General features: G+C 72.3%; 21 protein-coding genes. 13 read left to right on the top strand and 8 right to left on the bottom strand.

Annotated features, from left to right (window positions below; genetic code table 11):
- The first annotated feature begins 36 nt into the window (after positions 1–36).
- A complete protein-coding gene (locus ACLBXX_RS07345) occupies positions 37–1,398 on the top strand; it encodes a phosphotransferase (protein WP_447657497.1) in 1,362 nt (453 codons plus the stop codon).
- Between the two features lie 49 nt (positions 1,399–1,447).
- On the opposite strand, the gene ACLBXX_RS07340 is transcribed toward ACLBXX_RS07345, so the two are convergent.
- Positions 1,448–4,801 carry an ATP-dependent DNA helicase gene (locus ACLBXX_RS07340; protein WP_447657578.1) on the bottom strand — a complete coding sequence of 1,118 codons (3,354 nt, stop codon included), beginning with the start codon at positions 4,799–4,801 and terminating at the stop codon, positions 1,448–1,450.
- Between the two features lie 5 nt (positions 4,802–4,806).
- Positions 4,807–8,028: a PD-(D/E)XK nuclease family protein gene (locus tag ACLBXX_RS07335; protein ID WP_447657496.1), complete on the bottom strand. Its 3,222-nt coding sequence runs from the start codon at positions 8,026–8,028 to the stop codon at positions 4,807–4,809.
- Positions 8,029–8,210: 182 nt separating this feature from the next.
- Here ACLBXX_RS07335 and ACLBXX_RS07330 point away from each other — a divergent pair, with 182 nt between their 5' ends.
- The gene (locus ACLBXX_RS07330; RefSeq protein ID WP_045296833.1) at positions 8,211–8,435 is read left to right on the top strand and encodes a DUF3107 domain-containing protein; all 225 of its coding nucleotides are present in this window, start codon (positions 8,211–8,213) and stop codon (positions 8,433–8,435) included.
- 13 nt (positions 8,436–8,448) lie between these two features.
- Complete coding sequence (locus tag ACLBXX_RS07325) at positions 8,449–8,739, top strand: hypothetical protein (protein WP_447657495.1); 291 nt, start codon at positions 8,449–8,451, stop codon at positions 8,737–8,739.
- Positions 8,740–8,788: 49 nt separating this feature from the next.
- Here the strand turns inward: ACLBXX_RS07325 and ACLBXX_RS07320 are convergent, their stop codons facing one another.
- Positions 8,789–9,502, bottom strand: coding sequence for a ferritin-like fold-containing protein (locus ACLBXX_RS07320; RefSeq protein ID WP_387136531.1), 714 nt, complete (start codon positions 9,500–9,502; stop codon positions 8,789–8,791).
- Positions 9,503–9,714: 212 nt separating this feature from the next.
- On the opposite strand from ACLBXX_RS07320, the gene ACLBXX_RS07315 reads away from it, so the two are divergent.
- The gene (locus ACLBXX_RS07315) at positions 9,715–11,253 is read left to right on the top strand and encodes a DEAD/DEAH box helicase (protein WP_447657494.1); all 1,539 of its coding nucleotides are present in this window, start codon (positions 9,715–9,717) and stop codon (positions 11,251–11,253) included.
- Between the two features lie 108 nt (positions 11,254–11,361).
- A complete protein-coding gene (locus tag ACLBXX_RS07310; protein ID WP_310291706.1) occupies positions 11,362–11,793 on the top strand; it encodes an SHOCT domain-containing protein in 432 nt (143 codons plus the stop codon).
- A gap of 53 nt (positions 11,794–11,846) precedes the next feature.
- Here the strand turns inward: ACLBXX_RS07310 and ACLBXX_RS07305 are convergent, their stop codons facing one another.
- A complete protein-coding gene (locus ACLBXX_RS07305; protein ID WP_310291709.1) occupies positions 11,847–12,710 on the bottom strand; it encodes a PHP domain-containing protein in 864 nt (287 codons plus the stop codon).
- Between the two features lie 82 nt (positions 12,711–12,792).
- On the opposite strand from ACLBXX_RS07305, the gene ACLBXX_RS07300 reads away from it, so the two are divergent.
- The 3 genes from ACLBXX_RS07300 to ACLBXX_RS07290 are packed head-to-tail and all read left to right on the top strand — an operon-like array spanning position 12,793 to position 17,091.
- A complete protein-coding gene (locus tag ACLBXX_RS07300) occupies positions 12,793–13,815 on the top strand; it encodes an endonuclease/exonuclease/phosphatase family protein (protein WP_387136525.1) in 1,023 nt (340 codons plus the stop codon).
- A gap of 38 nt (positions 13,816–13,853) precedes the next feature.
- Positions 13,854–15,287: an aminopeptidase P family protein gene (locus ACLBXX_RS07295; protein WP_447657493.1), complete on the top strand. Its 1,434-nt coding sequence runs from the start codon at positions 13,854–13,856 to the stop codon at positions 15,285–15,287.
- Between the two features lie 4 nt (positions 15,288–15,291).
- Positions 15,292–17,091 carry a gamma-glutamyltransferase family protein gene (locus ACLBXX_RS07290; RefSeq protein WP_447657492.1) on the top strand — a complete coding sequence of 600 codons (1,800 nt, stop codon included), beginning with the start codon at positions 15,292–15,294 and terminating at the stop codon, positions 17,089–17,091.
- A 6-nt stretch (positions 17,092–17,097) separates the two neighbouring features.
- Here ACLBXX_RS07290 and ACLBXX_RS07285 read toward each other — a convergent pair whose 3' ends face one another.
- Positions 17,098–18,246, bottom strand: coding sequence for a citrate/2-methylcitrate synthase (locus ACLBXX_RS07285; protein ID WP_447657491.1), 1,149 nt, complete (start codon positions 18,244–18,246; stop codon positions 17,098–17,100).
- A gap of 115 nt (positions 18,247–18,361) precedes the next feature.
- Here ACLBXX_RS07285 and ACLBXX_RS07280 point away from each other — a divergent pair, with 115 nt between their 5' ends.
- On the top strand, positions 18,362–19,561 hold the full coding sequence (locus tag ACLBXX_RS07280; RefSeq protein ID WP_447657490.1) for a citrate/2-methylcitrate synthase: 1,200 nt from the start codon (positions 18,362–18,364) through the stop codon (positions 19,559–19,561).
- Here the strand turns inward: ACLBXX_RS07280 and ACLBXX_RS07275 are convergent.
- Positions 19,537–20,235, bottom strand: a complete 699-nt coding sequence (locus ACLBXX_RS07275; protein ID WP_447657489.1) for an alpha/beta hydrolase family protein — start codon at positions 20,233–20,235, stop codon at positions 19,537–19,539. The genes ACLBXX_RS07280 and ACLBXX_RS07275 overlap by 25 nt on opposite strands.
- Positions 20,232–20,969: a general stress protein gene (locus tag ACLBXX_RS07270; RefSeq protein WP_447657488.1), complete on the bottom strand. Its 738-nt coding sequence runs from the start codon at positions 20,967–20,969 to the stop codon at positions 20,232–20,234. Before ACLBXX_RS07270 ends, ACLBXX_RS07275 begins: the two co-directional genes overlap by 4 nt.
- A 40-nt stretch (positions 20,970–21,009) precedes the next feature.
- Between ACLBXX_RS07270 and ACLBXX_RS07265 the strand changes: the two genes are divergently transcribed.
- From ACLBXX_RS07265 to ACLBXX_RS07255, 3 genes are read left to right on the top strand one after another with little or no spacing between them, the layout of a single operon-like run.
- Positions 21,010–22,311, top strand: a complete 1,302-nt coding sequence (locus ACLBXX_RS07265) for a magnesium transporter MgtE N-terminal domain-containing protein (RefSeq protein WP_447657487.1) — start codon at positions 21,010–21,012, stop codon at positions 22,309–22,311.
- A gap of 2 nt (positions 22,312–22,313) precedes the next feature.
- Positions 22,314–22,841 carry a DUF1003 domain-containing protein gene (locus ACLBXX_RS07260; RefSeq protein ID WP_387136511.1) on the top strand — a complete coding sequence of 176 codons (528 nt, stop codon included), beginning with the start codon at positions 22,314–22,316 and terminating at the stop codon, positions 22,839–22,841.
- Complete coding sequence (locus tag ACLBXX_RS07255; protein ID WP_447657486.1) at positions 22,838–23,989, top strand: P-loop NTPase; 1,152 nt, start codon at positions 22,838–22,840, stop codon at positions 23,987–23,989. Before ACLBXX_RS07260 ends, ACLBXX_RS07255 begins: the two co-directional genes overlap by 4 nt.
- Positions 23,990–24,001: 12 nt before the next feature.
- On the opposite strand, the gene ACLBXX_RS07250 is transcribed toward ACLBXX_RS07255, so the two are convergent.
- Positions 24,002–24,382: a Sec-independent protein translocase TatB gene (locus tag ACLBXX_RS07250; protein WP_447657485.1), complete on the bottom strand. Its 381-nt coding sequence runs from the start codon at positions 24,380–24,382 to the stop codon at positions 24,002–24,004.
- 72 nt (positions 24,383–24,454) lie between these two features.
- Here ACLBXX_RS07250 and ACLBXX_RS07245 point away from each other — a divergent pair, with 72 nt between their 5' ends.
- Positions 24,455–25,090, top strand: a complete 636-nt coding sequence (locus ACLBXX_RS07245; RefSeq protein WP_310291740.1) for an O-methyltransferase — start codon at positions 24,455–24,457, stop codon at positions 25,088–25,090.
- The last annotated feature ends 53 nt before the right edge of the window (positions 25,091–25,143 follow it).

The raw sequence follows: 25,143 nt of genomic DNA, 5'->3' as shown, positions 1-25,143 counted from the left end.
GGGGACGGACGAGCGCGACCGACCTACCCTGGGCACATGGCACGCTCACCCCTCACTCTAGCCGCGTCGGTCACGTCGGCTCTCCCGCGGGTCGGCGTCGTCGGAGTCGGCGCCCTCACCGAGGGAGCGGCCGGCCGATTCGACGCGGCGGTCGCCGATCTCGACGATGGCCGGCGGGTGGTCGTACGCGTCCCTGCCGACGCCTCGTCCGCTCCTGAACTCGCCGCGGAAGTGCGCGCGCTGCGCGCGCTCACCCCCGGCGTGAGGGGCCTCCTCCCCTTCCGCGCGCCCGAACTCCTCGGCGAGGCGGGCCTCGGCGACACGCGGGTCGTCGTCGTCGACTTCCTTCCCGGCTACCGCGTCGACGCGGCGCACCTGCCGCCCGGACGCGGCGCGGCGACCTCGCTCGGTGCCGCGCTGGCGGCGCTGCATGCGCTTCCGCATTCGATCGTCAAGAGCGAGGGTCTGCCGGCCCGCACCCCGCAGCAGGTGCGCGCCGACGTCACGCGAATGATCGAGCGCGCGGTGGCGACCCGCCGGCTGCCGGTGAGCCTCGCCGAGCGCTGGCACCGGGCCGTCGACGCCGACGAGCTGTGGCGCTTCGAGTCCGCCGTCGTGCTCGGCGGCGCGGGAGCCGCCTCGTTCCTGTTCGAGGACCTCGACGGCGTTCCCACCGTGACCGGGCTGCTCGAGTGGCACGGGCTGTCGATCGGCGACCCCGCGACCGACCTGCAGTGGCTCGCGTCGGCCCCCGACGCTGCCGATGACGTCTACGCCGCCTACGTCGCCGGCAGCGGCCGCGCTCCCGATGCCCGGTCGCGCGAGCGCGCACGCCTCTACGCCGAACTCGAGTTCGCGAAGTGGCTCGTGCACGGCCACGACGCCGACCGCGACGACATCGTCGCCGACGCGGTCGAGCTGCTCGAATCCCTCGCCGGCGGGGTCGCCGGCGACGACATCCTCTCGTCGGCTGCACTCGACGTCGACGACGCGATAGCCCTGCTCGAGCGCACGCCCGGCGCGGGCGCGCCGACCATCGACACGTCGATGCAGACCGATGCGTACGACCCCGAGGAGCTGGCGCAGTGGGTCGCCGACGAGGACGACGCGCGACGCGAGACGGGGCCGGTGCCACCCGCGCCGGAGTCCTTCGACACGCAGGAGATCACCGCCGAGGAGCTCGCCGCCTTCCGGCCCGTCGATCTCGATCCGGCCGCGGTGGAGTTGCCCGCGATCCACCCGGACGACGATCTCTCCACCGCGCCCATCACGCTGCCGACGCGCGCCGGCGCGAACGGGTCCGGCCCCCGCGACGACGACCGCGACGGCGGTCTGGATGCCGCGGCCGAGGCGGAGCGCGCATCCGAGGCGGCGCTGCGCCGCTGGCTGGCCGACTGAGGCGAAGCCGCGACATTGCGCGGCCCCGACCCGGCCCCGCATCGGGGACTCAGCTTCGCAGGATGACGTCCTCGGCGACGTAGTAGAGCGCGACATCGATCTCGTCCAGCGGCACGCCGTGCTTCGAGTGATAGGCCTGCCGGTACAGCTCGAGCTGCAGCATCCGCTCGTCCTTCTCGGCCGGGGTGCGCGGCGCGACGCCGGTCTTCCAGTCGACGATCTCGATGCGCCCGCCGCGGTCGTCGCGCCGGTACACGGCGTCGAGCTTGCAGATCACGATGTGCGGCAGTCCGTCGGGGCCGATGGTGGTGAAGTCGATCTCGGTCTCGACCTCGATCGGCTGCAGCGCCGCCCACTCCGACGCGAGGAAGCGTTCGCGCAGGGCCGCCAGTGCGGCGGCGTCCTCGACCGAGGCCTCCGTGCCGGGAAGGTCCTCGTCGGTCTCCCACAGCGCGTCGTCGAGCGAGCCGCCGAGTCCCGCGCGCCCCGAGCGCTGTTCGACCCAGGCGTGGAACAGCGTGCCGAGGCGGGTCTGGCGGAAGGGGCGCTCGGGCATCGGCCGGGCGATGCCCGCGAGTGTGCCCTCGAGGTCCGCCACGTACTCCTTGTAGCGCGACGCCGCGATGCGCGTCGGCGCTGTGTGCACCGGGCGCGCACGGCGCGCCTCGCGCTCGGCGAGCAGCAGCGCCGCCTGTGGATCGATCTCGGTACGCGGTACGCCGAGCGCGGCTTCGACCGTGGCCGCAGCACCGGCCACCGCCGCCCTGCGGGCACCCAGCGGATCGATCGGCCACTGGAGCACGCGCCGCTCCCCCTGGTACGGATCGTCGCCGGGCTCGTCGTCGGCGAGCGGCACCTCGAGCGCCTCGGCGATCTCGGCGAAGAACGTGCTGCGGGTGCGCGGGCGTTTGGTGCCCGACCACGTCGCACCGGTGAGCAGCAGGTGATCGCGGGCGCGCGTGACGGCGACGTAGGCGAGGCGGCGGTCCTCTTCGAGCTGCCGGGCCCGGTTCGCCTCGACGAAGGTCTCGATCGCCTCTTTGAGATCCTGCTGCGTCTCGGCCGACTGCCAGCCGAGAGCCGGCAGCCAGGCCGCATCGCCGCGGAACGCGTACGGCAGGACGCCGAAGCCCAGCCAGGCCTTCGTGTCACGGGGTGCGCTGGGCAGTTCGTCCTTGACGAGCCGCACGACGGCGACGGCATCCCACTCGAGACCCTTGGATCCGTGGATCGTCAGCAGCTGCACGACATCGTCCTCGGGCGGCTCGGTGCGCGGCGCGAACTCGTCCAGCTGCTCGGCGTGGTCGAGCCACGCGAGCAGGCTCGACAGCGACCCGGTCTCGTCGGCGGCGAGGAACGCGTGCACCTCGTCGACGAACGCCCGCAGCTGCGCCGAGGCGACGCGCGCGGGGCCGCGTGACTCGTTCGCCGCGAGCTCGATGTCGAGCCGCAGCTCGAGCTCGATCAGCCGCACCAGCTCGGGGATCGGCATGCCGCTCGCCTGACGGAGTCCCGCGAAGACGGATGCCGCGTCCCGCAGCCGCTCACGCGCCGCGGGTGTGAAGCCCTCGAGCCAGCCGTGATCCGGCTTCTGGCGCAGCACGAAGTCGAGGGCATCGACGAGAGACCCGTCGTCGTCGCCCGCGCTGCCCCGGATGCGCTCGACCACTTCCGGTGCGAGGGGCTGCAGCGCGGTGTCGTGGCGTGCCAGGCGGCGGGACAGCGCCGCGAGCTCGCGCAGGTCGGGGAGCCCGATCGCCCACCGCGGCCCTGACAGCAGCCGGATGAGTGCGGAGCCGGCGGATGGGTCGCTGATCACGCGCAGCGTGCAGACGACGTCGACCACTTCGGGCGTCGACAGGAGGCCGCCGAGTCCGAGGATGCGGTGCGGGATGCCGCGGCGCCCGAGCGCGTCGCCGAAGCGCACCATGTGCTTCTTGCTGCGGAAGAGGATCGCCCCCGTGGTCGACCGACCGTCGTCGGCGCGCTCGGCGCGAACCCGTGCGAACCAGTCGGCGACGCGGTCGGCCTCGGTGTCGAGGTCTCCGTCGAAGCCGAGCTCGACCATGCCCGCGGGTGCTCCCGGCCGTGGCTGCAGCTCACCGACCGCGACCGAGGCGGATGCGGCGAGCGGCGCGAGCACGGCGTTCGCCGCCGTCAGCACCGCGGCGCTGTTGCGCCAGCTCGTCAGGAGCGAATACTGCGCGCATGCCGCGCCCGGCGCGAAGGCCGCTGAGAAGCCGCCGAGGTTTCCGGCGCTGGCACCGCGCCAGCCGTAGATCGCTTGGTGCGGATCGCCGACCGCCATCACCCCGGTGCCGGCGAAGAGGGTGGCCAGCAGGTCGGTCTGCACGACGGAGGTGTCCTGGTACTCGTCGAGCAGGACGACGCGGTAGCGGTCGCGCAGCTCTTCGGCGACCGCGCGGTGGCTCGCGACCACCTCTAGCGCGCCGGCGACCTGATCGGAGAAGTCGATGACGCCGAGACGGAGCTTCTCCGCGGCGTACTCGCGCGCGAGGTCGGCGAGCAGCGCGAGTGCATCGACGCGGTCGGCGGCATCGGCGACCTCGGCGTACACCGTGGTGCGCCGATTCGTCGACGGCAGCTCCCGCACAGTGCGGAAGCGCTCGGGGAACGCGGCCAGCGCGTCGAAGTCGACGAGGTTGTCGACGCCGTCCCGCGCGATCCGCAGGGCCGCGTCGACGATCGTGCGCACCGCCTCGCCGCGGACCTCGAGGCGCGGGTCGTCCGAGGCGAACACGACGCGACGCATGAGGAGCCAGGCCGCGGACTCCGAGAGGACGGCGGCCTCGGCATCGCGTCCGATCCGGAGCGCGTGCTCGCGCACGATCTGGTCGGCGAAGCTGTTGTAGGTCGCAACGCTCGGCCGGTGCAGCAGCGCGTCGTCGACGGAATCCTGCGGGACAGCCCCCACCGTCTGCGCGAGCGCGTCGACCAGGCGGTGGCGCTCCGCGGTCGCCCGCGCGCCGTCGGCGCCGGACCGCTCGAGCTCGCCGAACACATCGAGCCGCCCCTCGCCCGCGAACGCGGGCAGTGCGGGCAGGAGACCCCGGCGCTCGAACTCCGCCAGGCGTGCGAGGCGCTTCTGGATGCGCTCCGCGAGCTCGCCCGCGGCCTTGCGTGTGAAGGTGAGGCCGAGCACCTCGTCGCGGCGGACGATGCCGTTCGCCACGAGCCACACGACCCGTGCCGCCATCGTCTCGGTCTTGCCGCTGCCGGCCCCGGCGACGACGAGGGCGGGCGCCAGGGGCGCCTCGATCACCGCGATCTGCTCGTCGGTCGGCGGGAACTGCCCGAGTGCGGACGCGATCACGCGCGCCGACAGCAGCGGAACCGGGGACACGGATGCCGGGGCCACAGGCTGCGGACTCACTCCCTGCACGATGGTCACGAGGCGCTCACCGCGCCCACGGTGTGGATCCGGCACAGCCCGTAGGAGTGCTCGTCGCGGCAGTGCTCCTCGTACGGTGCGGTGAAGCTCTCGCCGCGCATGACGGCGACGGCCGTGCGGATCCGGCCGACGAACGCGTCACGGCGCTCGTCGTCGAACGGCGGCTGCCACGGGGTGACGTAGTCGGACCTGGTCGCGGTCGGCCGCAGCACGAGGAGCTTCGCGCCGCCGGGCGCATGGCCGTTCGCTTCGGCGATCGCGCCCGATTCGAAGGCCAGCTGGTACGCACCCAGCTGGGGGTTGTCGAGCACCTTGGCGTCGGTCTGCGGCTCCCGCTTGCCGGTCTTGAGATCCATGATGACGACGGTTCCCTCCGGCGTGAGCTCGACGCGATCGATGTAGCCCGACAGGATGACGCGGTGCTCGGAAGCCTCGGTCGCGGCCGTCGGAGTCTCGTCCGCCAGCGGGATCACGACCTCGAAGTGCGGCTCGGCACCGATGAGCGTGCCGCCCGCGTCGTCGAAGCGCCGCAGGTAGAGGTGCAGGCGCCGCACCAGGTCGCGTGCACGGGTCTGCTCGGCGCGGTCGCGCCACGCGGCCTCGAACGTCAGCTCGCCCCAGCGCGACTCGACCTCGGCCCACAGCGCCGCTTCGTCGTGGCCGGCCGCGTGCTCGAGCGCCGCGTGGATGATCGTGCCGAGGCCGGCGGTGGTGCCGCCGGGGTCGCCGCCGAGATCGGCGATGACCCAATTGAGCTCGCACTCCTCCAGGGCGTGCAGCCGGGAGGGCGAGACGCGGACGTCCTCCTTCGTGAGGTCGCGCAGCGGGCCGGTCGATGTCGGCCCGGCGACGCCGTACCATTCGCGCGGCGACGCGCCCGGCACCCCGGCATCCGCCAGCAGAGCGAGCTGTTCTGCGGCGCGCGCCGCGGGCGCGGCGAGCGACCCGGGGGCGGCGGCCGCCCGTGGACCAGCGGCGGTGAGGGTGCGCCGGTGCCGCGCCACGAGTCCGCGAAGGGACACCGGGTGGTCGAGCTCGAAGGGCTCGGGGTCGGGCAGCAGCTCGAAGAACACGCTCGGGCCCGTGTCGTCGTCATCGACGGCCGTCACGATCACGCGGGCCGTCGCCCGCGACAACGCGCGAGCGAGCAGGCGGAGCTCGTCGTGCATCGCCCCGCGGCGGCGGTCGAACGCGCCGAGCGTCTCACCGTCGGCACGGGTGGCCGCGTCTGCGAGACGCCAGGTGTCGAGAAGGCTGCCGCGCAGTCTCGTGTTCGGCCAGACGCCGTCCTGCACGCCGGCCACGACCACGGTGTCGAACTCGAGCCCGAGTGCTCCGGCGGGCGTCATGACACGCACGCTGTCGTCGCGCGTCGGCGCCTCGAGACGGTCCTCGGCGACGCCGCTGTCGAGGATCGACCGCGCGAACACGCGCGGATCGGCGTCGAGCGAGCGCTCGATGAATCGCTTCGCGGCCTGGAACAGCGCGACGAGGGCATCGAGGTCGCGGTGCGCCTGCTCCGCCAGCGGACCGTTGCCGCGCGCGAGCTCGCCCCATGTGCGCTCGAGTCCGCTGCGATCCCACGCGGTCCAGAGCAGCTCGTGCGCCGTGGCACCGCGGTCGAGGTCTTCGCGGAGCACCTCGAGCGTACGCGCCAGCGAAGCCGCGCGCCGGGCCTCACGCGTGTCGAGCAGGTCGAACTCGAGCGGCCGGCGCATCGCCGAGAGCACGAGGTCGCGACCCGAGCGCTCGGCGACGCCCTCGCCCTCGTCGCCCTCCTCGGCGGCCGGCGTGTCCGAGGCGTCTGCCGCGCTCTCGAGGATCCGGCGCAGCTCGGCGTGCCGCAGTGCCGATCGCAGCCGGCGGAGCTCGATGACGTCGAGTCGTCCGTACGTGCCGACGAGTGCCGCCGAAACCTCTTCGAACGTCCACTCGTCGCGCGACGCGAGCTCGATGAGCCGCAGCAGGTCGGCGACCGGCCGCACCGCGCCGAGGGCGCGCCCCGGGCCGCTCGAACGCGCAGGCACCTCTCGCGCCGACAGCTCCGCCTCGAGCGCCGCGACCTGCCGGGTGTCGTGCGCGACGACCGCACAGCCGCTCCACGGCACGCCGTCGTGCACGTGGCGCTCGCGGAGCACCCGCGCGATGGCGTCGTACTCCTCGGCCGCGGAGCGCAGGGTCAGCACCTGCACGGAGTCGTCGGCCTCGGCGCCCGACGCCGCACCGCGGTGGGCCACGACGCCGACAGCGCCGATGCGCTGCGTGACGCGACCGACCAGCTCGCGCTGCCACGCGCTCCCGCGATGCCCTGCGGTGAGCACGTGCACGGCACCCAGTGACGCCGCGAGGCGGGCGAAGTTCTCGGGCGTCGCGCCGCGGAACGATCCCGACCCGACATCGGGGTCGCCGAAGGCGAGCACGGCGGCGCCCCGGGCGCGCACCGCCTCGAGCAGCTCGACGGCGCCGAGGGTGAGCTCCTGCGCATCGTCGACCATGACGACACGCACCCGGTCGACGGCGGGGCTTCCGGCCGGTGCCGTGCGCAGCAGCCCGACCGCTTCGCGGACCAGACCCGCTGCGTCCCGGTGCGCCCCGCGCATGGCGCCCCGAACGTGGAGGTACTCACCGAAGAACGACGCCAGCGACACCCAGGCCGGCAGCTCATGGCGCTCGCCGAGCTCGCGGAGGCGGCGCGGCTCGATGCCGAGGGTGGTGCACTCGGCGAGGAACGTGCGCACCTCGGTGCGAAAGCCTGCCGTGCCGCGGATCGCCGGGCCGAGCCAGTCCGGCCAGCGGACGGCGCCGGCCGCCTCGTCCTCGTCGTCGCCCTCGAGCAGATCGCGGATGATCTGGTCCTCGTCGCCGCCGGTGAGGAGCTGCGGCGGATCAGCATCCGCCGCGACGGCGTGCGCCCGCACGACCTGGAACGCGTATGAGGCGACCGACCGCGCGAGCGGCCCCGTCGTCGCGACCCCGACCGCGAGGCCCAGGCGGTCGCGAAGCGCCGTCGCGGTCTGACGCGACGGGGTGAGCACGAGCACGGCGTCGGGATCCACACCGGCCTGGATCACGGCGGCGACGCGCGCGATGAGCGTCTCGGTCTTGCCGGTGCCGGGTGCGCCCACCACGACCGCCGACGCCTCCGGCGGCAGCGCCAGCACCGTCTGCTGCGCCGCGTCCGGGGCCCACGCCGCACGATCCGTCCTGCCCGAAGTCACCCTCCGACGCTAGCGCGAGGGCGCGACATCGGCCGTTCGCCCAGAGCGTTCCGGCGGCGGGCGGATGCCCCTGCGCGGTGTCGTAGAGTTGCCATGCGTCCGGGGAGCCCTCAGCCTTTCCGCCAGGTGGAGCCCTCAGCCATCCGGCACACAACTATCGCCCCGCGCAGGAGGTCAGTCACGTGGAGATCCGCATCGGCATCGCGAACACCGGCCGCGAGCTCAACTTCGAGACGAACGAGCCGGCGGCAGACGTGAAGAAGTCCGTCGCCGCGGCGCTCGACGCCGGCGCCACGCACGTCACCTTCGCCGACGCGAAGGGCAACTCGTACATCGTCCCCACCGCGGGACTCGCGTACATCGAGCTCGGCTCCGAGGAGTCGCGCCGCGTCGGCTTCGTCGCCTGAGCGGATCCGGGACATGCAGATCCTCATCGCGTTCATCGTCGGCGCGGTCGTCGGCATCGGCATCCACTTCCAGCTGCACCAGCGCCTGACGCGCGGGGTCGTCCTGGCGCCCATGATCGGCGCAGTGTCGGCCGGTGCCGCGTGGTCGATCCTGACGTGGCTCGGGGTCGGGATCGACACGCCGTGGCCGTGGCTCGCGGCGCTCGTCGTGCCGATGGTCGTCACCTACCCGGCGATCACCCTCATGTCGCGTGCTCGCGTCGCCCACGACGCGCGCGAGAAGGCACGCCTCGGCCTCGGCTGATCACGCCCGGCTGAGCCACCCCAACGCCCCGCAGCATCCGTTCCGCGTGTCAGGCCGCCAGGCCCATGGCGTCCATGCGGCGGGAGTGCGCGGCCATGAGCTCGGTGAAGACGGGCTCCACCTTCTCTTCGGCCGCGGGGCCGAGGTCGGTCGGCCGCAGCGCGGCGCGCGCGATGAGCAGCGTGTCGCCGACCAGGCGGCGTCCCCAGAGCGCCAGCAGCGATTTCCACTCGGGGTCGCTCGCGATGGCCTGGGAGATCAGCTCGACGATGGCCTGACGGTCGTCATCGGCTTGCAGGATGTGCGCCACGCGGTCGCCCGTCTCGCCGTAGCTCGCAGACAGGGCCAGGTAGAAGTCGTCGAGCATGCCCGCCGTGATGTGCACCGAGAGCATCGTCTCCTGCGTGCGCACGCCGTGCGTGGCCGCCCGGAAGGCGTCCAGGGGCTCGCGGAACGGACGCATGATCTCGGTGGGGTCGTCACCGCGCTCGCGGATCAGCGCGACGAGCGCCTCGTGCTTGGTGAGGGCCGCGCCGGCGGCCCGGGACACGGCCTCTTTCTCGCCCAGCTCGGGGATCGACTGGATCAGCTCGGTGAGCGTCTCGAAGAAGCCGAGCTGCAGATAGGCAGCCTGACCGAGGAACGTGTCGATGTCCGGGGCGAGCTCCTCGAAGTCGACGCGATTGCCGCCGCTCAGCTCGTCACGCGAGCGCAGCTGCAGCTTGCGCCCCGTGTCGCGACGCTGCCAGAACCACTTCACCATGGACGAAAGCCTACGAGGGGACACCGCCTCCACGCTCGCGCGGGGGTCCTCCGGTATCGTGGGTGTCGGCCCCGGCGTCGGATCGGGGCGCCCGCGCCTGTGGGAAAGAAGGGCGTGGATCGCACTTCCGCCCGCGCGGCGACCTCGCTGAGGCCTCGGACGCGCCAGGGCATGAACCCAGGCAGCATCCCACTGCCGGACAGGCACACATCGTGACGACCTTCGCCGAACTCGGCGTTGATCAGGACATCGTCGACGCGCTCTCCGCAAAGGGCATCGTCGACGCGTTCCCCATCCAGGAGCAGACCATCCCCCTCGGCCTGCCCGGTCAGGACATCATCGGCCAGGCCAAGACCGGCACCGGCAAGACGTTCGGCTTCGGCATCCCCGTCGTCCAGCGCCTCGGCGCCGACCCGGCTCACGGGGTCAAGGCGCTCATCGTCGTCCCCACCCGCGAGCTCGCGGTGCAGGTGTACGAAGACATGGACATGCTGACCTCGAACCGCTCGACGAGCGTCGTCGCGATCTACGGCGGCAAGGCGTACGAGGGTCAGATCGACCAGCTCAAGGCGGGCGCGCAGATTGTCGTCGGCACCCCCGGTCGCCTCATCGACCTCAACAACCAGCGCCTGCTCGACCTGTCGAACGCGACCGAGGTCGTGCTCGACGAGGCCGACAAGATGCTGGACCTCGGCTTCCTCCCCGACATCGAGAAGATCTTCTCGAAGGTCCCGGCGGTGCGGCACACGCAGCTGTTCTCGGCGACCATGCCCGGCCCGATCGTCGCGCTCGCGCGCCGCTTCATGTCGAACCCGATCCACATCCGTGCGACCGATCCCGACGAGGGCCTCACTCAGGCGAACATCCGCCACCTGGTGTACCGCGCGCACTCGCTCGACAAGGACGAGGTCATCGCGCGCATCCTGCAGGCCGAGGCCCGGGGAAAGACCGTGATCTTCACGCGCACCAAGCGCGCCGCGCAGAAGCTCGTCGACGAGCTCAACGACCGCGGGTTCAACGCCGGCGCCGTGCACGGCGACATGAGCCAGGAGTCGCGCGAGCGCTCGATGGCGGGATTCAAGGCCGGCAAGAAGGACGTCCTCATCGCCACGGACGTCGCGGCCCGCGGCATCGACGTCGACGACGTCACGCACGTCATCAACCACACGATCCCCGACGACGAGAAGACGTACCTGCACCGCGCCGGCCGTACCGGCCGCGCAGGCAAGACCGGCATCGCCGTCACCTTCGTCGACTGGGAGGACCTGCACAAGTGGGCCCTCATCAACCGAGCCCTCGAGTTCGGCCAGCCCGACCCCGTCGAGACCTACTCGTCGAGTCCGCACCTGTTCTCCGACCTCGACATCCCCGCGGGCACGAAGGGCCGTATCGTGACGGCCCCGAAGACCCAGGCGGTCCGGGTCCAGCCCGAGAGTGCGGCGGATGCTGCCGCCGAGGTCGAGACGAACGGCCAGGCTCCGCGAAGCCGGCGTCGCCGTCGCCGGTCGGGCTCGTCCGAGCGGGTCGGCTCCACGTTCCAGACCGCCGATGCCGGTGCCGCCGGTTCGTCGGAGCACGGCGCGCCGGCGAACGCCGACGGCGACCGCTCCACCGACGGGGGCGGAACCCACGACGGCGGAGGCAAGGAGCACCACGACGGCAAGCCCGCTCCGCGGCGCCGCCGTCGCCGCCGCGGCGGCAGGGGGGGGGGGGGCGCCCCCGCCGGGGCGGGCGCCGCCGTCGGCGCCTGAATCCGTCTTTCTCCTGTCGCGGCGCCGTCATCCGGCGCCGCGACAGCGCTAGGGTGAGCGCAGACGGCGCACTGGGCGCCGGTACCTCGCATTCACGAAAGGCACACGATGCGCATCATCGAGGCCGTCACCACCGGTTATGAGTACCAGGGCTTCTGGGGGTCCTTCTGGGACATCATCTGGTGGTTCCTCTGGATCTTCTTCTTCATGGCGTACCTGTTCGCGCTGTTCGCCGTGATCGCCGACCTGTTCCGCGATCACAAGCTGAACGGCTGGTGGAAGGCCGTCTGGATCATCTTCCTGATCTTCGTGCCCTTCCTGACGCTGCTGGTGTACCTGATCGCGCGCGGAAACGGCATGGCCAAGCGCAGCGCCAAGGAGGCTTCGCAGCTGCAGAGCGCCCAGGACGCCTACATCAAGTCCGTCGCGGGTGCAGGCGCCAGCCCGGCCGACGAGATCGCCAAGGCGAAGGGTCTCCTCGACGCCGGCACGATCACGCAGGCCGAGTACGACGCGCTCAAGGCCAAGGCCCTGGGCTGATCGTCATGATCTGACCCGCGGCATCCGCGGTTCGAAGCGCCCTCGTCCTCCCCTCACGGGTAGACGGGGGCGCTTCCCGTTGCGCGGGCGATGATGCGCGCCACCATCTCGTCGGTGGTGGTGTTCTCGCCCGGCTGATTGGGCTTGCCCAGGCCGTGGTAGTCGCTGGACCCCGTCACCACGAGATCGCGCTCGCGGCACAGGTCGCGCAGGGTCGTGAGCGCGGGGTCGCGGTTCTCGCGATGACCCAGTTCGAAGCCCGCGAGGCCGGCGTCCAGCATCCGTTCCATCAGGCGCATCGGAAGCAGGCCTGCACGCCCGGCCGGATGCGCGATGACGGCCACTCCCCCGGCGCCGGCGACGAGTCCCACCGCGGTCACCGGGTCCGGCGCGTAGAGGGCGACGTAGTAGTCGCCGCGCGGACTCAGGATGCCCGCGAAGGCCTCGGCGCGATCGCGGACGAGCCCCCGCGCCACCAATGCGTCGGCGATGTGCGGCCGGCCGACGGTCGCGCCGTCGGTGGTCTGCTCGAGGATGTCGTCCCATACGAGGTCGTAGTCGCGCGCGATGCGGTCGGCCATCAGGCGGGCGCGATCCAGCCGCGAGGACCGGATGCGCGCGGTCTCGGCGCGCAGTGCCGGCTCGTCGGGGTCGGGCAGGTACGCCAGCACGTGGACGCTGCGCCACTCGTGCCGCGCAGACAGCTCCATCCCCGGGATGAACGTCATGCCGAGGGAGGTCGCGGCCTCGGCGGCCTCGGCCCAGCCCGACGTGGTGTCGTGGTCCGTGAGCGCCGCCGTCCGCACGCCATGCCGGTGGGCGGACGCCATAACCTCGGCGGGCGGCTGCGTGCCGTCGGAGTTCGCCGAGTGCAGATGCAGGTCGCTCGGCCCTTCGAACCGTTGGGGCCTGGGCATCCTCCGAGCGTAGCGCGCGTGAAACGCGCGACGCCCGCGCGCGCTGACGGATCTCACAGCCTGCTCGCATAGAGTCGCCGTCGTGCTTCGCCTGCTCGGGATCCTCTTCACCGTGCTGTGCGCCATCGCCGCAGCGGTGCTGACCTTCCCGGGTTTCTTCCGCGTCGAGCGCTTCTATCCCATCGCCCAGATCGTGTCGTTCCGGGGCATCCTCGCGCTGGCCTTCGCCGCCGCGGCGCTGCTGGCGCTGCTCCTCGCGATCGCCCGCCCGATCCGCGCGTTCGCGTTCTCGATCGCCGTGGTCGCGGGGCTCGCGACCGTCGCGAACGTCGCCGTGCTGTCCTCCCGCGGCGGCCTGGGCAGCGACCCGCTCCCGGCGAAGACCGAGGCGTCCGTCCGCGTCATGACGTGGAACACCGCCGGCGCGGCGACACCGCCCGAGACGATCGCGAAGATCGCGGTCGCGATGGACGCCGACATCGTCGCATTGCCGGAGACGACCATCGAGACCGGGGAGAGCGTCGCCATCGCGATGCGCGACCTCGGCCACCGCATGTGGGCGCATCACGCCTCCGACCCCTCGACGGAATGGGACGCCGGCTCGACGACGCTCCTGATCTCACCCGAGCTCGGCGACTACGCCGTGATCGAGTCCTCGCTCGACGGCAGCAGCAACACCTCGACCGTGCCCAGCGCGGTGGCCATGCCGGTTTCGGGCGAGGGACCCACCGTCGTCGCGGTGCACGCCGTCGCCCCGCGCCCGAGCTACATGCAGAGCTGGCGCGACGACCTCCAGTGGCTGGCCGATCAGTGCGGCGACGGCAACGTGATCATGGCCGGCGACTTCAACGCGACGGTCGACCACATGTCGGGTCTCGGGCTCGACGGCGCCACGCTCGGCCACTGCACCGATGCCGCGACCGAGACCGGCAACGGCGCGCTGGGCACCTGGTCGGCCGACATGCCGGCCATCCTCGGCGCCCCGATCGACCACGTGATGGCGACGCCGCAGTGGCGGGCGACGGGCTCGCTCGTGCTGCGCTCGCTCGACGATTCCGGCTCCGACCACCGCCCGCTCATCGTCCAGTACGACCCCGCCGGCTGAGCTGTCCGCGCTCCCACGCGCGTGCGAGACTGGGAGGCATGAGCAGCGCAGCCAGCGAGCAGTCCCCCGGCGCCACGAGCACCACCGAGGCCTCGACCCCGACCTCGACCAGCACGAACCGCCGTCAGCCGTACGGGCAGGGCTTCCTCGGCACGATCTCGACCGGATGGGCCGAACGCCCCGAGTCCGCTCCGCCGGCGCGCCCCCAGGCAGCATTCACGGCCGCGCGTCGCGACGCCGTCTCGGCGGCCTTCCCGGGCAAGCGCCTCGTGATCCCCGCGGGCGAGCTCAAGCAGCGCAGCAACGACACCGACTACCCGTTCCGCGCGCACTCCGCCTTCTCGCACCTGACGGGATGGGCCTCCGACGCCGAGCCCGGCGCCGTGCTCGTCTTCGAGCCCCGCTCGTCAGGCGGGCACGACGTCACGCTGTACTTCCGCGAGCGCGCCGACCGCACGACGAGCGAGTTCTACTCGGATGCCTCGATCGGCGAGTTCTGGATCGGCCCGCGGCCCGCCCTGGCCGGCGTCGCCTCCGACCTCGGTCTCGCGACGGCGCACATCGACGACTTCGAGGCGGGCGACGGAGATGTCGTGCTCGACGAGGACGACGACCTCACCCGGTTCGTCTCGGAGCTGCGCCTCGTGAAGGACGCGTACGAGATCGGCCAGATGGAGCTCGCCGTCCAGGTCACCGCATCAGGTTTCGACGACATCGTCGCGAACCTCCCCGCGATCGTCGAGCACCCCCGCGGCGAGCGCGTCGTCGAGGGTGTCTTCCACCAGCGCGCGCGCAGTGACGGCAACGCGGTCGGCTACGACACGATCGCGGCGTCCGGGCCCCACGCGTGCTACCTGCACTGGACGCGCAACGACGGCGCCGTGGTGCCGGGCGACCTCATCCTTATCGATGCCGGCGTCGAGGTCGACAGCCTCTACACCGCCGACATCACGCGTACCCTGCCGGTCAGCGGCCGCTTCACGGACGTGCAGCGCAAGGTCTATGAGACCGTGCGCGAGGCCGCCGACGCCGCGTTCGCCGTGGCGAAGCGGGGCGTGAAGTTCCGCTCGATCCACGAGGCGGCGATGCAGGTCATCGCGGCGCGCGTGGCCGAATGGGGTCTCCTCCCCGTCACCGCCGAGGAGGCGCTCGACGCCGAGAGGGGCGGTCACCACCGTCGCTACATGGTGCACGGCACGAGCCACCACCTCGGCATCGACGTGCACGACTGCGCGCAGGCACGCCGTGACATGTACTACGACGGCGTCCTGGAGGCGGGCATGGTCTTCACGATCGAGCCCGGACTGTACTTCCAGATCGACGACATCACCGTCCCCGAGGAGTACCGCGGCATCGGCGTGCGCATCGAGGACGACATCCTCATGACCGCCGACGGACCGGTCAACCTGTCCGCCGCGATCCCGCGCACCGCCGACGAGGTCGAGGCCTGGATCGCCCGCGGCGGCCGCTGAACCCGTGGCCTACACCGCCCCGTCGTCCTTCACGACGCGCCCGACGCTGACGGGCACGTTCGGCATGTCCGCGTCCACGCACTGGCTCGCGACAGCCACCGCACAGGCCGTGCTCGAGCGGGGCGGCAACGCCTTCGACGCGTCGGTCGCCGCGGCCTTCGTGCTCCACGTCGTCGAGCCCCATCTCAACGGACCGGGCGGCGATCTCGTGGCGATCTTCCAGCCGGTGGATGCTGAGGCCCCGACCGTGCTCATGGGCCAGGGGCCGGCACCCGCCGGCGCCACGATCGAGCACTACCGGGGCGAGGGTCTGGACCTCACGCCCGGCGCCGGAGGCCTGGCGGCCGCGGTGCCCGGCGCCGTGGACGCGTGGCTCCTCCTGCTGCGCGACCACGGGACATGGGAGCTCGCCGACGTCCTCGCGTACGCCATCGGCTACGCGCGCGACGGGCACCCTCTCGTCGCGGGCGCCGCCGCCACGATCGCGCGCGTCGCCGAGCTCTTCCGCGACGACTGGACGTCGTCGGCCGACTTGTGGATGCCCGAGGGCGAGCTTCCGATCGCCGGTCAGGTCGTGCGGAACCCGGCCTACGCCGAGGTGCTCGACTCACTGGTCCACGCGTCGTGCACCGTGCGCGACGACGGGCCGGTCGGACGCGCCGCCCGCATCGACGCCGCGCGGCGCGAATGGAAGACCGGGATCGTCGCGCACGAAGCCTCCGCCTTCCTGTCGCAGCCGCACCGGCACTCCGGCGGCGGAATGCACGCCGCGGTCATCACCGCCGAGGACTTCGCGGGCTTCGACGCCGGCTACGAGCCTGCCGTCACCAGCGAGTTCCGCGGCCGTACGATCGCCAAGGCGGGTGCGTGGACGCAGGGCCCGGCGCTGCTGCAGACCCTCGGCCTGCTCGAGCCCCTCGCCGACGACCTGCTCGACCCGTCACAGGAGGCGGGCGCGCACACGATCCTCGAGGCGCAGAAGCTGGCGTACGCCGACCGCGACGCCTGGTTCGGAGACGACGACGTCGACCTCGACACGCTGCTGTCGGCCGGCTACCTCGACGAGCGTCGTTCGCTGATCACGTCGGAGGCCTCGGCCGAGTTCCGCCCCGGTCCGCTGCCCGGCCGCACGCCGTTCCGTCCTCCGCTGCGCACGACCTACGACGCGCCCGCCGCCGGCACGGGTGAGCCGACGGTCGCGAAGACCGGCGAGACGCGCGGAGACACCTGCCACCTCGACGTCATCGACCGATGGGGCAACATCGTCTCGGCGACCCCCTCGGGCGGGTGGCTGCAGTCCTCGCCGACCGTCCCGGCGCTCGGGTTCTGCCTCGGCACGCGTCAGCAGATGACGTGGCTCGAGCCGGGGCATCCGTCGTCGCTCGTTCCCGGGAAGCGCCCTCGGACGACCCTCACCCCCACGCTGGTGCTTCGGGACGGCACACCGGAGTTCGCGATCGGCTCCCCCGGCGGCGATCAGCAGGACCAGTGGCAGTTGCTCGCCCTGCTGCGCGTCATCGTCGGCGGCTACACGCCGCAGCAGGCGATCGACGCGCCCGCGCTGCACACCACGTCGATGCCCGAGTCCTTCTGGCCCCGCACCTGGACGCCCGCGGGCGCCGTGGTCGAGAACCGGCTGGGCGAGGCGCTGATCGAGGGGCTCGAGCGCCGCGGCCACCACGTCACGCGCGCAGGCGACTGGGCGCTCGGCCGCGTGTCGGCCGTCGGGCGGGATGCCGGCACCGGTGTCCTGTGGGGTGCGGCGAACCCGCGCGGGATGCAGGGGTACGCCGCCGGACGATAGTCCTGCTCAGGCCGCCACCACCCGCACCCCGGGCCCCACGTAGCGCGCCGACGGGCGGATGATCTTCGGGTCGCGCGCCTGCTCGAGGATGTGCGCCGTCCACCCGATCGTGCGCGCGACCGCGAAGGTCGGCGTGAACATCGAGCGCGGGATCCCGCACTGCTCCATCACGAGCGCGGCCCAGAACTCGACGTTCGCGTGGAGCTCACGGCCGGGCTTCGCCTCTGCCAGCAGCCGCTCGGCGCTCTGCTGGAAGTGCAGGGCCAGCTCGACCCGCGGCCCGCCCGTGCGCAGCGCGACGCGCTTCATCAGCTCGGCGCGCGGGTCCGCGGTGCGGTAGACCGCATGGCCGAACCCCATCAGGCGCCGGCCGGCCGCGAGTTCGCCACGGATCCACGGGTCGATGCGGTCGTCGGTGCCGACGGCGTCGAGTCCGTCGAGCGCACGGGACGGCGCGCCGCCGTGCAGGGGTCCCGTGAGTGCCCCGAGTGCGCCGACGAGGCAGGCTGCGGCATCCGCCCCGGTCGAGGCGATGACGCGGGCGGTGAAGGTGGACGCGTTGAAGCCGTGATCCATGACGGCGATCAGGTAGGCCGTCAGAGCCCTCTCGGTCGCCTCGTCCGGAACGAGTCCGGTGACCTGCCGGAGGTAGTTCGCGACGACGCCCCGGTCCTCGAGCACGGGCAGCTCGCGCTCTCCGCGGCCGCGCCGCCAGAGGGCACCCACGAGCACCGGCGTCGCGGCGGCGAGGGCGATCGCATCGGCGAGACGTCCGTCCTCGTCGAGATCGTAGAGCGGTTGGATGCCGCGCCTCGCGCCGAGCAGCGGCCAGGCGGCCGCGAGCCCGGCGAGCACATCCGGCGTCGTCGCCGACACCGCGTCGACGACGGCGCCCAGGTCGCCGCGCCGCCCGATCGCGGCCTCGGCGACACGGGCCGCGAACCCCGGGCGGGAGGCATCCGTCGCGTCCTGTCCGGTGACGAGAAGCTGCCAGGCGTCTTCGAAGCTCGCGGTCTCCGCAAGCTCGATCGCCGACCGATCCCGGTACTGGTAGAAGCCCTCCGCCCCGCGGACGTCGCTCACGGTGGTCTCGGCGACGATCACGCCGGCGAGACCCCGCGGCGCGTCGATCGGGGTGAGGCGTGTCGTCGTCATGTCGGCTCCTTGCTCGAGGTCTCCGGGAGGTCGACCGCACCCTGGGCGATCGTTCCCGCTACAGTCAGTGTCGGAACTTGATCATGCTTTCGTCAATCTTGATCGGATCAATATCGTGAGCGACCTTCCCCGTCTGACCGCGGCTGAGGCGGCAGCTCGTCTCGGCGTCAAGCCGGAATCCCTGTACGCGTACGTGTCGCGGGGACTGCTGTCGCGAGAGCGCGATGCCGCGGGCTCGTCGTTCGATCCGCTGGAGGTGGAGGCATTCGCGCGCCGGCGCCGGCGCTCCCCGAGTGCCGTCCCCGGCTCGCCGGCTCCGGGCACCCCGCTCATGGTGCTCGACACGAGACTCGCGCACATCGACGACGACGAACTGCACTATCGCGGGCAGTCGGCGGCGCGGCTCGCCCGCGAGTCGTCGTTCGAGGAGGTCGTGACCTGGCTGTGGGACGTGCCCGTGCTGCGCTCCCCGTCGCCCTTCGACCTCGCCGTCGCCCGGCGCACGATCGAGGCGGTGGGCCCGACGGCGCCGCCGGTCGACCGGCTGATCGTCGCGGTGGCGGCGCTCGCGGCCACCGACCCCCTGCGCGACGACCCCGATGCGTCGCAGCTGGTGCGCGTGGGAGCGCGACTCGTCACGGGCCTGCCCGCCGCGCTCACACCCGCCGGTCAGGATCCCGACGTCGCGCGGACGCTGTGGCACGCACTCGCTCCGCACGATCTCCCCGGCGGACCCCGCCTGCTCGACGCGGCACTGGTGCTCGTGATCGACCACGATCTCGCGCTCTCCACCCTCGCCGCGCGGGTCGCGGCGTCGGCCCGCGCTTCCGGATACGCCGTTGTCACCGCCGCGCTCGGTGCGTTCGACGCGCCCCTGCACGGCACCGCGAGCCGCGCGGCCGCGCAGCTGCTGCGCGCCGTCCGCGACGGCGCCGCACCGTCGACGGCGATCGCGCGCGCCGTGCGCGACGGAGGTCGCGGCATCCCCGGGTTCGGGCAGCCGCTCTATGCCGCGGGCGACATGCGCGCGAGCGTGCTCCTCGAGCTGCTGCGCGACGCACCGGACAGCGCGGATGTCCTCGCTGCCGTGGATGCCGTCGCCGACGAGGTGGCGCGCCGTGCGGACGTGCGTCCGAACCTCGACCTCGCGCTGGCGGCTCTCACCGTGTGGGCCGACATGTCCGATGACGCCGGGTCGGTGATCTTCGCGATCGGACGCATCGTCGGCTGGATCTCGCACGCGGTGGACGAGTACGACGAGCGCCCGATGCGTCTGCGACCGCGCGGGCGCTACGTGGGTCCTACTCCGGAGTGAGTCCGGCGCAGCCACTCCGCGACCATCGGTGCGAGGTCGGCCGCGATCTCGGCCGGCGCACGCTTGCGCCCCTTCACTTCGAACGAGTGCCCGCCGCCGTCGATCCAGGCGATCTCGGCCACCTGGCACGACGCGACGGCCTCTTCGAGCTGTTCGTGGGGGTCGATGAAGGGGTCGTTCGTGCCTTCGACGAAGAGCTGGGGCTGCGGCACGTCGGGCAGGTGCGCGGTGCGGGCCTTGTCGGGGCTTCCGGGCGGATGCAGGGGGTAACCGAGGTACACCAGGCCCGCCGGAGCGATCACGCCCTCCGCCGCCGCCATCGAGGCCATGCGTCCGCCGTACGACTTGCCCATCGCGAACACCGGTGCACCCGCGGCGCGCTCTGCCAGTTCGGCGTGGACCGCCGCCCACGTCGCGATCGCGTGCGCCGCGGGTCCCGGCATCCGTCTTCCCGCCTCCGCGTACGGGAAGTTGAACCGCAGGGTGGCGACGCCCTCTCGAGCGAGCGCGTCGGCGAATCCGGTGAGGAACGGATGCCGAAACCCCGCGCCCGCACCGTGCGCCATGGCCGTGAACGCCCATGCCGACGACGGCATGACGAGGTCGGCCGATACCTCGGCGCTCCCGTTCGGGAGCGCGACGGCGATCCGCGAGGAATCCCCGTCTGCGCTCATGCGCGATTGCTGTCGTCCGCGTGCGGCGCGTCGAGGTGGTCGTGCTCGGCGTCGGCCGACGGTTCGGGCTCCGCCGACTCCCCGGGGCGCTCGGCGGAATCGGGGCGCACGGCGTGTGCTTCGGGAGCGGGCTCGCCCTCGGCGTCCGGCTTCGGCGCAACCCGCTCGCCGTACTTGGGCGGCTCAACGGACGAAACGGCGGAGTCCGTGGCGACGGGCGCTGCCGGCGCGACCGGAGCGGCGGGAGCCGCGGGCGTGACGGCGGTCTGGGGGCCGAGCACCTGACGCGCGCGGCCGACGCTGTTGTCGGTGACCGTGACCTCGTAGTGGTCGGCGACGACCTGCATCACGGACGCGTAGTCGCGGCGCCGGCGCACGAACGAGTACGCCACGATGCTCAGGAGCATGCCGATCGCGATGCCGACGAAGAGAACGCCGACGAATGCCTGGATCGGCACGGAGGGCGAGCCGATGACGAGGATCGCCGAGAAGAGGAGACCGAGGAGGAGGCCGTTGACTGCGCCCGACCGTGCGGCCGACGCGTAACCGAGACGGCCGGTGATGCGCTCGATCGAACGGAGCCCCAGCCCCACGATCGCGATGTCGCGTGCCGGGATGTCGGCCGCGATGAGGGACGACACCGCTTTCTGCGCCGCCTCGTACGTCGGGAAGCTCGCCACGGTCTGTCCGACCGCGTCGGAACTCTGCGGAGAGCGCCCTCCCATCATGGTCATCTCCCCATCCTCCCACGGCACGCGGACTACGCTGGGACGTGTGAGCACGCAGAGGGTTTTCGTCGCGCGCCTTTCCGGGTGCTCGGTCTTCGACCCCGCCGGCGACCGTCTCGGCAAGGTCCGCGACGTCGTCGTCATCTACCGCAAAGACGATCCGCCCCGTGTGATCGGTCTCGTGGTCGAGATTCCCGGCCGGCGGAACGTGTTCGTGTCCATCGGCCGCGTCACCTCGATCGCGACCGGCCAGGTCATCACCACCGGACTCATCAACGTCCGACGCTTCCAGCAGCGCGGCGGCGAAGTGCGCGTCATGGCGGAGCTCCTGGGTCGCAAGGTGTTCTTCGCCGACGGCTCCGGAACCGCCGTGATCGAAGACGTGGCGATCGAGCGCAACCGCCTCGGCGAATGGGACGTCGGTCAGCTCTTCCTGCGCAAGCCGAAGACGAGCGCCTCCCCGTTCGCCAAGGGGCCCACGACGTTCGCGAACTGGGACGCGGTGCGCGAGAGCCAGGTGCCCGGCGAGGCCCAGTCCGCGGAACAGCTGGTGGCGACCTACTCGGAGCTGCGGCCTGCGGACCTCGCGAACACGCTGCTCGACCTGCCCGAGGATCGGCTCCTCGAGGTCGTCGAAGAGCTTCCCGACGATCGTCTCGCCGACGCGCTGGAGGAGATGCCCGAAGAGGAGCAGGTCCACATCCTGGAGGCGCTCGACGACGAGCGAGCGGCCGACATCCTCGACGCCATGGAGCCCGACGATGCGGCGGACGTCCTCGGACAGCTGCCCGAGGACCAGCGCGAGGAGCTCCTCGAGCTCATGGAGCCCGAAGAGGCGGAAGACGTCCGCGCCCTTCTCAAGTACGGCCCCGACACCGCTGGCGGTCTCATGACGAGTGAGCCCATCGTGCTCTCCGCCGACGCGACGATCGCCGAGGCCCTCGCACTCATCCGTCGTCACGAGCTTCACCCCGCGCTCGCGGCCGCCGTCTTCGTGACCCTTCCCCCGTACGAGACCCCCACGGGACGCCTGCTCGGCACCGTGCACTTCCAGCGGATGCTGCGCTACCCGCCGCACGAGCGCTTGGGCGCGATCATCGACGACACGCTCGACCCGGTGCCCGCGACCGCGTCGGCCGCCGAAGTCGCTCGTCTGCTCGCGTCGTACAACCTCGTCTCGCTGCCCGTCGTGGATCCCGCCCACCGGCTGGTCGGCGCGGTGAGCGTCGACGACGTGCTCGACTATCTCCTCCCCGAAGACTGGAGATCGCACGACGCCGAGGAGGATGAACGCCCGGCATCCGAGTCCGTCCCGACCACGACCGCGAGCATTCCCAGGAGGCGATGATGATGGCACGCAACACCCGCCAGCCGTCGCTCGACGCTCCCCGTGGCCGTTCGGGCATGCTGCAGCGTTCCCCCCAGCCCTCCAGCGACCGCTTCGGTCGCTTCTCGGAGGCCTTCGCGCGCGCGATGGGCACCTCGGGCTTCCTGATCGGCATGACGATCTTCGTCGCCGTGTGGCTGGCGTGGAACATCTTCATGCCGCCGCAACTCCAGTTCGACCCGGCGGCGACCAACTTCACGCTGCTGACGCTCATCCTGTCGCTGCAGGCGTCGTACGCCGCGCCCCTCATCCTGCTCGCGCAGAACCGGCAGGACGATCGCGACCGCGTGCAGATCGAGCAGGACCGTCAGCGCGCCGAGCGCAACCTCGCCGACACGGAGTACCTCGCGCGCGAGGTCGTCGCCCTGCGGATGGCCGTCAACGACTTCGCCGACCAGGTCCTCACACGCGACGTCCTCCGCAGCGAGCTGCGCGCCATGCTCGAGAAACTCGAGAACTCCTCCGAGGTCGAGGACGGCGCCGCACGATGAGCGCGGTCTCCGCGGACGCCGTCCGCGCCGCCGTCGGCGCTGTCTCCGATCCCGAGCTGCGTCGCCCCATCGGCGAGCTCGACATGGTCCGTGACATCTCGGTGGACGACGGCGTCGCGCACGTCGGGATCGCCCTCACGATCGTGGGGTGCCCCGCGGCGGACCGGATCGCCTCCGATGTGCGCGCGGCCGCAGCATCCGTTCCCGGGATCACGGACGTGGCGCTCGAGGTCGGTGTCATGACGCCCGCCGAGCGGCACGCGCTCACCGAGCGGCTGCGCGGCGGACGCGCGCGCGAGATGCCGTTCGGCCCCGGCACGCTCACTCGCGTCATCGCCGTCACGAGCGGCAAGGGCGGCGTCGGCAAATCGACGGTCACCGCCAACCTCGCCGCCGCGCTGGCTGCACGCGGACTCGCCGTCGGGCTCATTGACGCGGACGTGCACGGCTTCTCGATCCCCGGCCAGCTCGGGCTCGTGGCGGCAGACGGCACCGTGCCGCAGCCGACGCGCGTCGACGACCTCATGCTGCCGCCCGTCGCCTACGGCGTGAAGGTGATCTCGATCGGCATGTTCCTGCGCCGCGCGGAAGGTGACGCGCCGGTCGGCGCCGTCGCGTGGCGCGGGCCTATGCTGCATCGCACCGTGCAGCAGTTCCTCACCGACGTCTACTTCGGCGACCTCGACGTGCTCCTGCTCGACATGCCGCCCGGCACCGGCGACGTCGCGATCTCGGTGGGGCAGCTGCTTCCCAACGCCGAAGTGCTCGTCGTCACGACGCCGCAGGCGGCGGCCGCCGACGTCGCGGTGCGCAGCGGCGTCGTCGCGCGTCAGACCGGCCAGCGTGTCATCGGGGTGGTCGAGAACATGGCCGCCATGACGCTTCCCGACGGCACGACGGTCGATGTGTTCGGCGCGGGCGGCGGCGCCGCGGTCGCCGAATCGCTCTCGCAGCCGGAGGCCGAGGTGCCGCTGCTGGCCTCGGTGCCGCTCAGCCCGATGCTGCGGACGGATGCGGATGCCGGGACCCCGGCGGTCATCGCACACCCCGACGACCCTGCGGCGCGGGCCATCGCCGGCATCGCGGAGACGCTGGCTCAGACGCCGCGCGGACTTTCGGGCCGCTCGCTCCCGTTCCGCCCGCGCTGACCGGAGCCGGGGTCAGGTCGCTTCGCTGTCGAACGGCGTGGGGCCGTCGATCGGGCTGCGGTAGGGCGACCGGACCGGCTCCGTCGGCGGCAGAGGGGCGGACGGCGCCTGGGGGGCGGCGATGCTCGCGACCGGAGCGTCGTCGAGGAGCGCCTCGCGGATGATGCGACGCGGGTCGTACTGGCGAGGGTCGAGCGTGCGCCAGTCGACGTCGTCGAAGTCCTCGCCCATCTCGTCGCGCACGCGCGTCCGCGCGGTCGTCACCCAGGTCCGCGCCCGCTTGGTCAGGCCGGCGAGGGCCTCCGCATAGCGGGGCAGCCGTTCGGGTCCGAGGATGAGTGCCGCGACGAGTCCGATCAGCAGGAGCTTCTCGATCGTGAGGCCGAAGATCATGCCTTCAGATTACCGCCGTGCCTGTGCGGCCAGCGCCGCAGGGCCGCGTAGGCTGGCGGGCGGAGGATTCCGATGGGAGAGCAGAACGCGAACCAGCGGTTCGTCGACGAGGCGACGAGCGAGCCGGAGCACATCGCACGTGCCCGCGCGCATGCGCTCGAGCTCGGGGCCGCACCGATCAGCCCGGCGATCGGCGCCCAGTGCGCGGTCATCGCCGCAGTGTCGCAGGCGCTCAACATCGTCGAGATCGGGACGGGTGCCGGAGTCTCCGGGCTCTGGCTGCTGCATGGCTCCCCCCGCGCGACCCTCACCACCATCGACAAAGAGCCCGAGCATCTCGGCGCCGCCCGCCAGGCCTTCGCCGAGGCCCGGATCCCGCCGGCTCGCGCCCGCTTCATCACCGGCCGCGCCTCGGAGGTGCTGCCGCGCATGAACGAGGCGTCCTACGACATCGTGCTCGTGGATGCCGACCCCGAGGGCGTCATCGAGTACGTCGAGCACGGCCTGCGACTGGTCCGGGCGGGCGGGACGGTGCTCGTCCCCCGCGTGCTGGCCGGTGGCGCCGTCGCCGACCCGGTGCGCCGCGACCCGGTCACCACGGCGTACCGCTCGCTCATCCAGGAGACGCAGGCCTCCCCCGCAGTGATCGGCGCACTGTCGATCACGGGCGAGGGACTGCTGCAGCTCACCACCGTCTCGACGTCCTGACGTCTCCGCAGGCAAACGCAAACACGAACGGCCGGTCCGATCGGACCGGCCGT

Source organism: Microbacterium sp. C23T (assembly GCF_053345975.1).
Note: the sequence above shows the minus strand (reverse complement) of the source record. Positions and strands in the feature narration are given on the sequence as shown.

Coding starts and splice junctions, on each gene's coding strand:
- ACLBXX_RS07255 (WP_447657486.1), top strand. CDS start 22,838: ATGAGCGCGGTCTCCGCGGACGCCGTCCGCGCCGCCGTCGGCGCTGTC.
- ACLBXX_RS07270 (WP_447657488.1), bottom strand. CDS start 20,969: ATGACCATGATGGGAGGGCGCTCTCCGCAGAGTTCCGACGCGGTCGGA.
- ACLBXX_RS07325 (WP_447657495.1), top strand. CDS start 8,449: ATGCAGATCCTCATCGCGTTCATCGTCGGCGCGGTCGTCGGCATCGGC.
- ACLBXX_RS07250 (WP_447657485.1), bottom strand. CDS start 24,382: ATGATCTTCGGCCTCACGATCGAGAAGCTCCTGCTGATCGGACTCGTC.
- ACLBXX_RS07320 (WP_387136531.1), bottom strand. CDS start 9,502: ATGGTGAAGTGGTTCTGGCAGCGTCGCGACACGGGGCGCAAGCTGCAG.
- ACLBXX_RS07285 (WP_447657491.1), bottom strand. CDS start 18,246: ATGACGACGACACGCCTCACCCCGATCGACGCGCCGCGGGGTCTCGCC.
- ACLBXX_RS07345 (WP_447657497.1), top strand. CDS start 37: ATGGCACGCTCACCCCTCACTCTAGCCGCGTCGGTCACGTCGGCTCTC.
- ACLBXX_RS07310 (WP_310291706.1), top strand. CDS start 11,362: ATGCGCATCATCGAGGCCGTCACCACCGGTTATGAGTACCAGGGCTTC.
- ACLBXX_RS07295 (WP_447657493.1), top strand. CDS start 13,854: ATGAGCAGCGCAGCCAGCGAGCAGTCCCCCGGCGCCACGAGCACCACC.
- ACLBXX_RS07245 (WP_310291740.1), top strand. CDS start 24,455: ATGGGAGAGCAGAACGCGAACCAGCGGTTCGTCGACGAGGCGACGAGC.
- ACLBXX_RS07305 (WP_310291709.1), bottom strand. CDS start 12,710: ATGCCCAGGCCCCAACGGTTCGAAGGGCCGAGCGACCTGCATCTGCAC.
- ACLBXX_RS07275 (WP_447657489.1), bottom strand. CDS start 20,235: ATGAGCGCAGACGGGGATTCCTCGCGGATCGCCGTCGCGCTCCCGAAC.
- ACLBXX_RS07260 (WP_387136511.1), top strand. CDS start 22,314: ATGGCACGCAACACCCGCCAGCCGTCGCTCGACGCTCCCCGTGGCCGT.